General features: G+C 46.2%; 15 protein-coding genes and 1 pseudogene. 5 read left to right on the forward strand and 11 right to left on the reverse strand.

What is annotated here, in order from left to right; translation table 11 throughout:
• Positions 1–141: 141 nt before the first annotated feature.
• From pstB to QUB35_RS02355, 6 genes and pseudogenes are all read right to left on the reverse strand, one after another.
• The gene (pstB, locus tag QUB35_RS02330) at positions 142–993 is read right to left on the reverse strand and encodes a phosphate ABC transporter ATP-binding protein PstB (RefSeq protein ID WP_333139000.1); all 852 of its coding nucleotides are present in this window, start codon (positions 991–993) and stop codon (positions 142–144) included.
• A gap of 56 nt (positions 994–1049) precedes the next feature.
• Positions 1050–2030, reverse strand: a complete 981-nt coding sequence (gene pstA / locus QUB35_RS02335; protein WP_333139002.1) for a phosphate ABC transporter permease PstA — start codon at positions 2028–2030, stop codon at positions 1050–1052.
• Between the two features lie 82 nt (positions 2031–2112).
• Positions 2113–3114 carry a phosphate ABC transporter permease subunit PstC gene (pstC, locus tag QUB35_RS02340; protein WP_333139005.1) on the reverse strand — a complete coding sequence of 334 codons (1002 nt, stop codon included), beginning with the start codon at positions 3112–3114 and terminating at the stop codon, positions 2113–2115.
• A gap of 511 nt (positions 3115–3625) precedes the next feature.
• Positions 3626–4654: a phosphate ABC transporter substrate-binding protein PstS gene (gene pstS, locus QUB35_RS02345; RefSeq protein WP_333139007.1), complete on the reverse strand. Its 1029-nt coding sequence runs from the start codon at positions 4652–4654 to the stop codon at positions 3626–3628.
• Positions 4655–4864: 210 nt separating this feature from the next.
• On the reverse strand, positions 4865–6091 hold the full coding sequence (locus QUB35_RS02350; protein WP_333139108.1) for an NYN domain-containing protein: 1227 nt from the start codon (positions 6089–6091) through the stop codon (positions 4865–4867).
• A gap of 111 nt (positions 6092–6202) precedes the next feature.
• A pseudogene (locus QUB35_RS02355) lies at positions 6203–6298 on the reverse strand (IS1/IS1595 family N-terminal zinc-binding domain-containing protein); the annotation flags it as partial.
• Positions 6299–6537: 239 nt separating this feature from the next.
• Here QUB35_RS02355 and QUB35_RS02360 point away from each other — a divergent pair.
• Together QUB35_RS02360 and QUB35_RS02365 are read left to right on the forward strand one after the other, a co-directional pair.
• Complete coding sequence (locus QUB35_RS02360) at positions 6538–8046, forward strand: UbiD family decarboxylase (RefSeq protein ID WP_333102256.1); 1509 nt, start codon at positions 6538–6540, stop codon at positions 8044–8046.
• A gap of 174 nt (positions 8047–8220) precedes the next feature.
• Positions 8221–8493, forward strand: a complete 273-nt coding sequence (locus QUB35_RS02365) for a hypothetical protein (RefSeq protein ID WP_333139009.1) — start codon at positions 8221–8223, stop codon at positions 8491–8493.
• A gap of 285 nt (positions 8494–8778) precedes the next feature.
• Here QUB35_RS02365 and QUB35_RS02370 read toward each other — a convergent pair whose 3' ends face one another.
• Both QUB35_RS02370 and QUB35_RS02375 read right to left on the reverse strand, forming a co-directional pair.
• Positions 8779–8991: a helix-turn-helix domain-containing protein gene (locus tag QUB35_RS02370; protein WP_190663748.1), complete on the reverse strand. Its 213-nt coding sequence runs from the start codon at positions 8989–8991 to the stop codon at positions 8779–8781.
• 20 nt (positions 8992–9011) lie between these two features.
• Complete coding sequence (locus tag QUB35_RS02375; protein ID WP_096831645.1) at positions 9012–9224, reverse strand: helix-turn-helix domain-containing protein; 213 nt, start codon at positions 9222–9224, stop codon at positions 9012–9014.
• Between the two features lie 127 nt (positions 9225–9351).
• Here QUB35_RS02375 and QUB35_RS02380 point away from each other — a divergent pair, with 127 nt between their 5' ends.
• Entirely contained in the window at positions 9352–9594 is a 243-nt protein-coding gene (locus QUB35_RS02380) for a hypothetical protein (RefSeq protein WP_333139012.1), read from the forward strand.
• Positions 9595–9751: 157 nt separating this feature from the next.
• Entirely contained in the window at positions 9752–10540 is a 789-nt protein-coding gene (locus tag QUB35_RS02385) for a DUF4058 family protein (protein WP_333139111.1), read from the forward strand.
• 99 nt (positions 10541–10639) lie between these two features.
• Here the strand turns inward: QUB35_RS02385 and QUB35_RS02390 are convergent, their stop codons facing one another.
• Together QUB35_RS02390 and QUB35_RS02395 are read right to left on the reverse strand one after the other, a co-directional pair.
• The gene (locus QUB35_RS02390) at positions 10640–11338 is read right to left on the reverse strand and encodes an ABC transporter ATP-binding protein (RefSeq protein WP_333139014.1); all 699 of its coding nucleotides are present in this window, start codon (positions 11336–11338) and stop codon (positions 10640–10642) included.
• A complete protein-coding gene (locus QUB35_RS02395; protein ID WP_190663726.1) occupies positions 11335–11604 on the reverse strand; it encodes a hypothetical protein in 270 nt (89 codons plus the stop codon). Before QUB35_RS02395 ends, QUB35_RS02390 begins: the two co-directional genes overlap by 4 nt.
• Positions 11605–11825: 221 nt before the next feature.
• On the opposite strand from QUB35_RS02395, the gene QUB35_RS02400 reads away from it, so the two are divergent.
• The gene (locus QUB35_RS02400) at positions 11826–11957 is read left to right on the forward strand and encodes a hypothetical protein (RefSeq protein WP_333139016.1); all 132 of its coding nucleotides are present in this window, start codon (positions 11826–11828) and stop codon (positions 11955–11957) included.
• Between the two features lie 31 nt (positions 11958–11988).
• Here QUB35_RS02400 and QUB35_RS02405 read toward each other — a convergent pair.
• A partial coding sequence (locus QUB35_RS02405; RefSeq protein ID WP_333139018.1) for a calcium-binding protein occupies positions 11989–12854 on the reverse strand: 866 nt, incomplete at its 5' end.

Below are 12854 nucleotides of genomic sequence, written 5' to 3' on the forward strand. Positions count from 1 at the left end.
AATATTTTTCTGTTGTGGAACAGGCATCTTGCCTGTTCTGAAAACATAACTATAGCAGGCAAGATGCCTGCTCCACAAAAATATTTGTCTGTTGTGGAACAGGCATCTTGCCTGTTCTGAAAGAGGCTCAAGATGTAAGTATTAACCGAAACGGCCTTGAATGTAATCTCTCGTACTCGAATTGCCCGCAGAAGTAAAAATCTTACTTGTCGGGCCAAATTCAACCAGGCGGCCGATGCGACTTTCATCAGTATTAAAAAAGGCCGTGTAATCAGAAACGCGAGCAGCCTGCTGCATATTGTGCGTCACAATCACAACAGTTAACTGCTGCCGCAGAGTCTGAAATAACTCCTCAATCTTCATCGTTGAAATCGGATCAAGAGCAGAACAAGGTTCATCCATCAGCAAAATTTTCGGCTTCACAGCCAAAGCGCGAGCAATACAAAGTCGCTGCTGCTGTCCCCCCGAAATCCCCTGAGCAGATTTCTTCAAATCGTCTTTGACTTCATTCCAAAGCGCCGCACTTTTGAGGGCAGATTCCACAATTTCATCTAATTCTGCTTTGCTTTTGCGACCAAAAATCCTCACTCCGTAAGCAATATTATCGTAGATGCTCAGCGGAAAAGGATTGGGTCTTTGAAACACCATGCCAATTTGGCGTCGCAAACTATTAATGTTTACTTTTGGGCTGTAAATATCCTGTCCAAAAAACTCTACTCTTCCTTTAATTTGAACCTTTCCCTCCAATTCACCAATCCGGTTGAGAGCTTTGAGAAAGGTAGATTTCCCGCAACCTGAAGGCCCAATAATCGCCGTAATTTGCGGATGAGGGATATTCATCGATAAATTTTCTAAGACTTTGTGAGTTCCGTAATAAAAACTCAAGTCCTGAACCCGCAGTGCTGGCATTGCATTGGGGTCAATTTCCGGGGTGGCATCTTCTAGGAATTGATGTGTATAGTCTTCGGATTTCAAGTTAGCTTTAGGTTTCATTATTTGCCTGGTTATATTGTTAATATTTGACGGATAGATGCACTTTAGTTATTGAATTATCGATTTTGCAAGCGTTTCCGAGTTACTGTACGGGATGCGACGCTAGCAATTAAAACCATGCCCAAAAGCACAGAGGCAGCAGTCCACGCCAATTCGTTCTGCTCCTTGTAAGGAGAGCTAGCGTAGCTATATATTAATACCGACATAGAAGGAGTCGGAGTCAGCAGTGTTTCGGGAATTTCTTTGAGTTTTGAGATAGTTTCTGCACCTATGGGAGACTGCATTATCTCGCCCAACTTATCAACTAAAGGAGGCCAAAATTGACTCGATAACGCCGTTACAATCAGCGGTGCGGTTTCGCCGGCGGCGCGGGAAGCAGCGAGTAAAATACCTGTGGTAATAGTTGGAAGTGCTGAGGGTATGATAATGCGAAACATAGTTTGAAAGCGTCCCCCTCCCAAACCAGCAGAAGCGAGGCGGTAAGAAGTAGGCACTAATTTTAATGCTTGTTCTGTTGTCAGAGCAACAACTGGAAGCATGATTATGCCGAGGGCAAAACCGCCTGCTAAGGATGAAAATGCTTTGGTGGTAACGACAATTAGGGCGTAGGAAAAGACGCCAACTACGATCGAGGGAACGCTGCTGAGAATGACGGTTATAAACCGGATACTATTGGTAATCGCTTTGTTTTCTCTCCCAAACTCCGACAAAAATATTCCCGTCATTACGCCTATAGGTACGCTGATTAATGTCGCAATTCCTACCATTAAAGCAGTGCCGAGAATCGCATTTGCAAAGCCGTTGGGCTGGTCTTCAACTCCGACGGGTGCTGGTAGAGACAATAGCACTTCCCAGCTCAAATGTGTCAGTCCTTCCCCCAGAATTTTGTATAAAATAGCAAACAAAGGGAGCAGGGCGAGAGCTGTCAGAGCGAAAGCGATAACTGTCATTCCCCGGCTGAAAAAAGTTCGGCTTAGCGACAGGGGGTTGTTGATTTCTGCATCCAGAATACTGTTGGAATTTTGTGCTTGAGTCATGCGATTTGAGATTTGAGATTGTAGATGGAACCAGCGGGGAAATCCGGCGGTGCGGCTTGCGATCAAATTGCTTTCGATGATGTTAAGTTTTAGCTTTCTTGGCCCCAATTAGCTGAACTAACAATACTGCGATCGCATTTACCAACAAAGTGATCACAAATAGAATTAGGGCTAAATACATCAAAGCGCCGGTGTGCAGCGGTTCGATAGCTTCGCGAAATTGACTTGCCAAAACAGCAGGAATTGAGTAGCTGGGAGCGAGCAGGGATGGGTTAATTTGAATCGAGTTGCCAATTACCATTGTGACGGCCATTGTTTCGCCTAAAGCGCGTCCCAATGCTAATATGGTGGCGCCGATAATCCCCGAACTAGCTGCTGGTAATAACAGCTTGAATATTGTTTCCCAGCGGGTAGCGCCGAGGGACATGGAAGCACTTCGCAAATCTACTGGAACCGACAGCAAGACATCGCGGCTAATGGCGGCTACTGTGGGCAAAATCATAATTGATAACAGTATTCCCGCCGGCAGCATTCCGGGGCCTAAAGGTTCGCTACTGAACAGGGGAAACCAACTGAAATTATCGAACAATGACTGCTGCAATGGCAACAAAAAGGGAATCAAAACAAAGATTCCCCACAGCCCAACTATCACGCTGGGAATGGCCGAGATTAATTCAACCATGAATCCCAAGGGCGATCGCACCCAAAGGGGTAAGAAGTTCTCGCTAGTAACTATAGCTACTGACAGCCCTAAAGGAAGTGCGATGATTATGCCGATCGCAGAACTAATTACAGTACCGTAAATAAACGGCAAAGCCCCAAATTGCAACTCGCCGATATCCCACTTGGGATTCCACAAGAATGAGAGTCCAAATTTGCTAATAGCAGGCCAAGCATCTTTAAAAATTACCGCACTCATCAAAAACAACGTACCCGCTGTAGCTAGGGCAAAACCCCACACAAATACTGTAAATCCTGACTCTATCCATAGACCTTCACCAGCAGTATCTGTCAAATCTACTTCTGTGTTTATTTCTGTCGGTTTCCGAGTCAATTTGTTCGTTTTTTTTGAAATATTGGTCATACCGAAATTATTGCGGAAAAAGTGAAATATTTGCTTTAACGACGAGTGATTCTAATTAGTTGCTAGAGTTGCAATGTGTACCATTGATGTCAACTTAAGGCTGAAACCTTCTATCTCTCTCGTTTGTATCGAAACCTCGCTCCCCCTAAATCCCCCTTAATAAGGGCAGGGCTGTTTCATTCTCAGAAAAACCAGGGTTTTGTAGGGGCGGTGCCAAGAGTGCCCGCCCAGCCGATAGACGAGCGGGTAGGGGTTTCAGATATCGGGGCAACCACGGGGGGATTGCCCCTACAAGAGAATGAAACAGCCCTGCCTTAATAAGGGGAGTAGGGGTTGACTTTGAAAGCCTCATAAATCCCCCTAAATCCCCTTAATAAGCGGAACTTTCAATGCTCTTGTTCCCCCCTTTTTAAGGGGGGTTAGGGGGGATCGAGGATTTAAATACGAGCGAGAGGAATGTAAAATTTAGATGGGTCTCCGCTTAACTCATAACCCCGTGCGATCGCCCCAATTAACCTCTAGCAACCACAGTCTGATTAACTGCTTGAACCACCTTTTGAGCTGTAGCTGAAGGAATTGTAGTAAACTCTAGCTGTTTGTTGATACCTTGACCTGTAGTCATCACCCAATTAACCATCTTTTTAATAGCCTCTGCTTTCGCAGCAGGGTACTGTTTGTAGATTAACAGCCAAGTCAAACCAACAATCGGATAACCGTCGTTAGGATTGCCTTCTACTAAGCGGAAATCTGCGGGGAATGTTTCCCCTGCTAAAGCTTTCTCTGCTTCAGCCAAGCTAGGCTCTACAAACCGGCCAGCTTTATTTTGAATAAATGCTGTTTGGAGATTGTTTTGCCGAGCAAAAGTATCTTGAACGTAGCCGATCGCACCCGCTGTATTCTTCACCAAAGCAGCTACGCCGGGGTTTCCTTGACCACTGACAGGGCTTCCTGGCCAACTCGGCTGAGCGGCAGCTTTGATGCTGCTACCAGTTGCCTGCAAGTGGTTAGCAAAAATAAAGGTTGTACCGCTGCTATCTGCGCGTACAGCTACTCGAATCGCAGTATTTGGCAAGCCTTTAGCTTGTCCAGAAATTCCGGCTATTTTAGGATCGTTCCAGCGAGTAATCTTCCCTTCAAAGATGCCTTTCAGAGCATCGTTACTTAGCCTCAGATTGGTCACTCCGGGCAAGTTATAAACAACTGCAACAGCGCCGCCAGCCGTGGGAACAGCTATTACACCCCGCTTTACCTCAGCGATTTGTGCAGCAGTCATCAGCGCGTCGCTGCCTGCGAAATCAACAGTCCCTGTAATTAATGCTTTGATGCCAGCACCGCTACCAGTTCCTTGGTAGTTTACAGTAATTTGATTTGCACTTCTCATCTGAGAGAAGTAGCGATCGTAAAGGGGTTTCGGAAAAGTGGCTCCCGTACCGTTTAGGGTAACAGCAGCTACAGCGGAACTAATCAAAGTCAGCGAAAATGCTGCTGCTGCTAGTGTCACTATAAAACTACGTCGCCAACGTCCTGTGAAAAAATTCATATTCCTCCTCTCCCTTAATAGCCGACTTTGCAAATCTACGACCTAGGATAGACTGAAATCCGCAAGGAAAGGGAGCAAAAAGAATAAGGTTGTTTTAAATTTTGGTTAATAATAGATTAAATAATAAAAGAATAAGCTTGTCTTAAATTTTGGTTAATAATAGATTAAATTTTTCGACCGAAAACTCGGAAACCTGATTTATTAAATACATCAGGGAGCGGACTGTGCGATCGCCACTTCATAAATTTTACCTTTTTTCTTAACTTTAAATATTTTACATGACTGCAAAAAATCGGCAAATTTGGTGTCCAAATCCAGCGATTTCAGCTTTTTAGTAATTGGTTGACCGTATTGCTTTTTAAATTCGCCGGCCACCTGGGGAATCGGAATGTAACTACCTGGAGATTCAGCAGTTAATGCCATTACAATTTTTGCTACCGATGCTTCGAGGGCGGCAGATAATTCAATTTTTGAATCGGAGGGTTGTTGAACGAGTCCCACTTGATGTTCTGTACCGATTAATTTAATTTTAAACGTAGCTGATTGCAACTGCAAAAATTTGATTAAACTAGAAGCTTTACCCAAAAAGCTTTTTACAATTAAATCAGCATGAGAGTGATATTTAGCAAAAAAAACTTTCTTAATTCTTGTTACAGGAATAGCATCCTCTTTCAACTCATTTTTTGCAGAGTCAATTATTTCTACAAGTATATTTTTTAAAACATCCAGCGACTCAATAGCCTTTGAATTGACAGCAGGTATTATTTCTGGCAAATTTTGCTCCGCAATATTTGGAGGAACAGCAACGGTCGCCAAAGATGGTTCAAGCACCGGGGGAAGTTGGTTTTGTGCTGACTCCGCCAGTGCTGCTGCTGGGGAATTTGTAGAATTGAACGCAACATTACGGCGCTCTTGAAAAAGCTCAGCCACACTATAAAAACGAGCGATTCGCTCATCAATAGATTTGTGTTCAGCCTTCAACAACTCTGCAACTTGATTAGCCAATTCTTCAAAACTAGGGATTTCCTCTTCCCTTTCGCAAGAATAGTGCTTGCTCTCACCATTCTGACAGTTTTCTACAGACAAAACCGAATTTTGCCGACGCACCCGAAACACAGTCACTCCCTGATTTTGCAACTGATTGCAAAGATGATTTAACAAACCATCCGAAGAACAGACAAAAACTTGTCGCACATCCCGATATCGATATAAAATAGCAGCGCCAAAAGCAATCATCTTACCATCAGCACTATTCGCACCGCCCGGAACGTGAATCAGTTCGTAACCGCGATCGTAAAGTTCAGCATCCAACTTCCCCGTACTCGGATTTTTCCAGTTAGCAAAAGCAATTTTAACTTGCAGGGGATAGTCGCACAAACCCGCTAAAAATTGTTCTGTATTAAGCTTAAGTTTCAGATTTTCGGCATCTAACAGCAAAATCGCAATCCCGCCGGACTCTGTGGTGGTTGCAGGGGCGATTTCATGCGGGATAGCTTCGCTTAACCGTGTTTCCGTGCATGGGCGACTTAAAGACTGCGGACTGGGCGGCTCAAAAAATTGTTTGCGACAAGCTTTGCAAAGATACCGCTGATGACCGTTGGGACGGCCGTTTTTACGAAGTTGGTCAGATTCACATCGAGGACATTTCATGTAACTATTATTGCAGCCTCCTCCCGAACCCAACAAGGCATTACCTATCTTCTTCTTTCTCTTCCTACCCTACCCTTCACCGAACCCCTGCGGGGAACGGGAACGGCTTCGCCGAACGCGCCATTGGCGTCTTCGCGGTTCGTTAAATACGTATCTTTTGAGCGGTTCAGGAGTAACTTGTGGCAGTCGATCGGCTCATAATAACAAAAGAACGTTAACAATTCTTAAAAAAAATGGCTAGAGACTTGCGGGGATTCCTAAAACTACTCGAAGAACGGGGACAACTGCGCCGGATTAGCGCTTTAGTCGATTCCGACCTCGAAATTGCCGAAATTTCCAACCAAATGCTGCAAAAAGGCGGCCCTGGACTGCTGTTTGAAAACGTCAAAGGGGCCGAATTCCCCGTCGCAATCAATCTGTTGGGTACGGAAGAGCGCGTTTGCTGGGCGATGAACATGGAAAAGCCGATCGAACTAGAAGAGCTCGGCAAAAAACTGGGAATGCTGCAACAGCCAAAACCGCCGAAAAAGATTTCCCAAGCGATAGAATTCGGCAAAGTGCTGTTTGACGTAGTAAAAGCCAAACCGGGCCGCGACTTTTTCCCAGCTTGTCAGCAAGTGGTATTTGAAGGAGAAGGGCTGGATTTGAACAAAATCCCGATGATTCGCCCTTATCCGGGAGATGCGGGCAAAATTATCACCCTGGGTTTGGTAATTACCAAAGATTGCGAAACGGGCACGCCGAATGTGGGGGTTTATCGGTTGCAGTTGCAGTCAAAAAACACGATGACTGTACACTGGTTATCGGTGCGGGGGGGCGCGCGGCACTTGCGGAAAGCGGCGCAGGCTGGTAAAAAGTTGGAAGTTGCGATCGCCCTGGGAGTCGATCCCCTGATTATTCTCGCCGCAGCAACCCCCATTCCTGTAGATTTATCGGAATGGTTATTTGCCGGACTTTACGGCGGTTCCGGCGTGCAATTGGCGAAGTGCAAAACGGTAGATTTGGAAGTACCGGCGGACTCGGAAATTGTGTTAGAAGGAACGATTACGCCGGGGGAAGTTCTGCCCGACGGGCCCTTCGGCGATCACATGGGTTATTACGGCGGCGTGGAAGATTCGCCGTTGGTGCGGTTCCACTGCATGACGCACCGCAAAGACCCGATTTATCTGACCACATTTAGCGGGCGGCCGCCGAAAGAAGAAGCAATGATGGCGATCGCGCTTAACCGTATTTATACGCCTATTTTGCGGCAGCAAGTATCGGAAATTGTCGATTTCTTCTTACCGATGGAAGCCCTGAGTTATAAAGCGGCAATTATCTCGATCGATAAAGCATATCCCGGTCAAGCGCGCCGGGCTGCTTTAGCATTTTGGAGTGCATTACCGCAGTTTACTTACACTAAGTTTGTGATTGTTGTCGATAAAAGTATCAACATTCGCGACCCGCGTCAAGTAGTTTGGGCAATTAGTTCTAAAGTCGATCCGGTTCGGGATGTATTTATTCTGCCGAATACGCCTTTTGATACGTTAGATTTTGCCAGTGAAAAGATTGGTTTGGGAGGCAGAATGGGGATTGATGCTACTACGAAGATGCCGCCGGAAACCGATCACGAATGGGGGGAAGTTTTGGAGTCCGATCCGGATGTGGCGGCGATGGTAGAAAGGCGTTGGGCTGAGTATGGTTTGGCAGATTTGAATTTGGGTGAAGTCGATCCGAATTTGTTTGGATATGAGATGAAGTAGGGGAATCAACCGTAAAGGCGCAGAGGAGGAGGGGAGAGTGATAATTTCTCCCTTTTTTTCGGAATTTTGATAAACTTAGAGTAACGTTTAGTCACTTCTGAGATTTTCAGTATGTTGGAATAGTTGCTCACGCTTAAAAATGCAAAATGAAAAATTAAAGATGGAGGATACACCATGACATCGCAACTTCAACAAACCATCAATCTGGCTCGGTCACTTTCATTTACAGAGCAGCTTGAACTCCTAAAAACACTATCCACAATCATTCAACAAACCCATTCTCTAGAAAACCAAATCACGCCCGAAGCAGACACAGATTTTTCAGGAGAAAGCTTTCGCACATCCTGGCGACAAGCTGTAACCGGACAAACTCTACCCCTTTCTGAACTTTGGGAGGGCATCGAACAAATATCTTGCATTTGTTGCGACATTCCGGCAGGGGTTTAAACCCCTGCCTCAAAACGAAAGTCCACGCTTTGTGGACTGAAGAAATGATTGATTCAAAATTTAAAAAAAAGGATTGAAGCGGAGAGCGATCGCCTTTTCAGTCGTCTTTAGACGACTTGAGCTTTGATGCGGGGGTTTCAACCCCCGACGGACTGTTGCAAAAAAGGATTGAAGCGGAGAGCGATCGCCTTTTCAGTCGTCTTTAGACGACTTGAGCTTTGAGGCGGGGGTTTCAACCCCCGACGGACTGTTGCAAGAAGTGCAAAAACTAAATCACAAATCAGTTTACCGTTCCAAAACCTCAACCAAGTCTTCCACCATCACATCGAAGACAGCAGCAAGTTTCTGCAAAGCCGTATAGTCCACCGTTGCCATTTTGGGAGCTTGGGCGTATTTTTTAACCGTGCTGTAGGGAATTCCCGTTCTGTCAGAGACTTCTTTGAGCGTCCAACCCTTTTCCTCAGCTAGTTCTCGAACCCGCAACCGAATTAATCCCATCTTCCCGCTGACAAATCAGTTTACTGTTCCAAAATCTCAACTAAATCTTCGATCGCAATATCGAACGCACGGGCCATCTTGTCCAAAGCTGTGTAGTCAACGGTAGCCATGCCTGGAGAATTGGCATAGGTAATGATCGTGGTATATGGAATACCTGTTCTTTTGGATACTTCTGTCAGATTCCAACCCTTCTCTTGAGCAAATTCTCGAACTCGCAGCCTAATTCGTCCCATTCCCTCTTGACAACACTCGAGTATTCGAGTTTAATATAAAACATAAATAAGCGATCGCCCTCGGACCTGAGAAATCAAGGGCGATCGCCTTTCATTCACCACCCACAAAAGTGGGAAGGATTTTCCTATGATACCAAAACAACCGACATATCGCGATCGACTTCAACCTTGGTGCATAATTCGCCACCTCCCCAACTGTCAGCGCTTAACAGTCGCCCGTTTCGCCCGCCGCCCCGATGCCGAATCTTACCTAAATGCACTGCGCCGCTTAATGCCCGCAGTCCCGCATACAATTGTTTTCCTAAATGCGGTGTCTGTGTTAGATGAAAACAGCGTTCCAATTCCGGCACAATTGTCGATCGAAGTTTAAGCGTTGAAAAGTGTGAACAACAGGTAAGATGCCGGTTCCACAAACATTAAAATATGTTGTGGGGTGGGCATCTTGCCCGCCCAAGAAACAGGCAAGATGCCTGTTCCACAAATATTCAACTAAACTGGAAATAGATTTGAGTCAAGGAGTCACATCAATGCCATCTCCCTTCCCCGGTATGGACCCGTATTTAGAGCATCCTGAACTCTGGCCTGCCCTACATCACTTGTTAATTAGTGAAATTTTTAGATTTTTGTCTCCCCAACTGCGTCCTAAGTATTTAGTCTCGTTGGAAGTGAGAATCTATGAAACCGCTGACGACAATTTATCAATTGGCATTCCTGATGTAAACGTAATTCAGCCAAGAACTACAACCGAATTAATCACATCAAACGTAGCCATTGCAGCGCCCCCAACACAACCCTTGACAGTAAATATTCCCATGCCCTACCAGGTTCGGGAAGGCTATTTAGAAATTAGAGAAAGAGGAAACCAAGAACTAATCACCCTGATTGAACTCCTCTCGCCTAGCAATAAGCGCACAGGAAAAGGGCGACAAATGTACGAAGAAAAGCGAGAAGAAATTTTATCCAGTCGCACTCATTTAATTGAAATAGATTTATTGCGGCGCGGTCAAAGAATGCCAGTTATTGGCAATGACATTGAAAGCCACTATAGCGTTTTGGTGTGTCGGGGAAATCGCCGTCCCAGAGCAGATTTGTACGCTTTTAACGTGCAGAACCCGCTGCCTGCTTTTCCTTTACCACTGCGATCGGGCGATACCGAACCTATAATCAATTTGCAGGAATTATTCAATCAAATTTATGACATAGCAAGTTACGACCTCAAGATAGATTATCGCAACTGGGAAGTCATACCAGCGCTGTCAGAAGCCGATACAATTTGGGCAGATGCTTGGTTGCGCGATCGAGGATTGCGAGATTGATTTGGCGTACCGCCATCCTCTTAGTCTGCGGAGGCAGACTTCGTTTCTGTAGAAGCGATTTCAATCGCCGAATGACTTAATTCAAGCATTGCTTAACACCTAAACATCTTGACTTTGCATCAACCGCTGCTTCAAACGCGCCGGATCTCCCCGATCGACCACCTCGCCCTTTTCCAACAAAAAAGCCCCATCACAATAATTCAACTCATCCAAACGGTGAGTCACCCACAAAGCCGTAATCCCGCGATTTTTCACCAACCGCTGCACCGCCGCCACCAAATCCAACTGAGAATCAGGATCTAACAAAGCCGTCGGTTCGTCCAACAGCAGAATTTCGCAGTGACGGGCGATCGCCCCAGCAAGAGCAATTCGCTGCTTCTGGCCTCCACTCAAAGCATAAATCGGCCGCCGCTGCAAATCCAGCAAATTCACAGCCTCCAAAGCCTCCGCCACCCTCGCCCGCACCTGAACATTAGAAAGCTTTTCCTCCACCAAACCAAAAGCCACATCCGCACCCACCGTCGGCATCACCAATTGGTGGTCGGGGTTTTGGAACACAAAACCCACGCGCCCGCCCAGGTCAATTTCTCCCGACTGGGGGTGCAGCAGCCCAGCCATCAGCCTCAACAGCGTAGACTTGCCGCTGCCGTTAGTGCCCAAAAGCATCCAAAACTCGCCCTTGGGTACATCCAGAGAGCAACCTTGCAACACTCGATCGCCCGACGGCCAGCAAAAACCCAAATCCCGCACAGCAACGGCTGACTGGCTCATATCGGCACCAACACCCCCAGCCCTCATTCTGCTGTCATCGAGACAAAACCAGGGGATCTGCCTGTAGATGACGCCCCCGATTTCTGAGAAACCACCACCCCAGAAATCTCGCTGCTGAGTACAGCCACCTTTTTCTCAGGATTTTTCTCGCAGGTGAGTTCCAAAATTTGCGGTTGGGAGTTGCGAATCGCCGCCAGTACCTGCTGGTAAACAGTCTCAGCGTCTTCCTCCAACTTCCGCTGCACCGACAGCGAGACGGGCGTATTTTTCACAATGATGTCAATGCTGAACATTCGGTTTAAAAAAATTAACTGTAAGATCCCAATTTTAAGTATAGGTGCTGAGGAGCAGAAGAGGATGATGGGATGGAAAAGATGGGGGGATGGGGAAGATGAGGACAGTCATTCGATTTTAGATTTTAGATTTTAGATTTTGGATTGACTTGCGCGAGATCAATTCGGGGGCTTGAGGATTTTAGATTTTAGATTTTGGATTGAGCCCACGGATAAATCACGTGGCGGGTACCACCTTTGAAATTCGTGGTCATGGACGCAACTGGCACATGGTGATGAGTGCGATCGCCCCTCGAACAGGAAGAATACAAGTGCGATCGCCTCCTCTCAAACTCAAAGGCGATCGCGATTAATTTCACTCAAATAGAGTGGACAAAGCCCATGCTACAGAATCACAAAAGCATTTGCCGTCAAAGCGCTTTGCGCTACCCCTTGAACGATACCCAAATAACTGGAGTCGGCTTTAACTTTAATTGCTATAGAATTGACAGCAGGTTGTCCAGTCAGAGTCAAACTGACATTTTCAAAGGAGAGGCCGCCAAATGTATTCCCGTCGGTGAGACCAATTTTGTCGCCAGTCTTGAAGTCTGTAATCACATCTGCATCTGTTAAACTGGTTGCGGCTATCTGTCCCCCACCTAAGACAAATGTATCGTTTCCATCGCCACCGGTGAGAAAATCTTGATGGCGATCGCCATAGAGAAAGTCGTCGCCAGCACCACCAGTTAGGCTATCTTTCTCTTTACCGCCCCGGATAGTATCATTGCCTTCTCCTCCGGTAAGAGTATCGTTGTCATTGTTGCCTAATATTTGGTCGTTGCCAGCACCACCTTCAAGGGAATCTGACTCTTTACCGCCGGATAAACAGTCATTACCCGCACCTCCGTCAATTGTATCGGCTCCTTGCATTCCGTTAACTGTATCAGCGCCGCTGGTGCCGGTAATTTTATCGCTGCCAGATAGGGCTAAGATTTGTTTACCAGTAGCAGTCGAGGGCAGTGAGAACAGCAAAATATCATCATTACTGTCTGAGAGGTTGTAAAATAGACCCGTAACAGTGTTTGCTGATTGCCCAGTAGGATTGCCTGAGCCGGGGGCATTAATTGTTGGTGTTGCGATATCTACAGGTGTACCGAAAATCTGTGGCGATGTTCCGGTATTCAAATTAGCTGTCGATGTTCCGGTATTCAAATTAGCTGTCGATGTTCCGGTATTCAAATTAGCTGTCGATGTTCCGGTATTCAAATTAG

The organism is Microcoleus sp. B13-B6 (assembly GCF_036705405.1).
Taxonomy (GTDB): Bacteria; Cyanobacteriota; Cyanobacteriia; order Cyanobacteriales; family Microcoleaceae; genus Microcoleus.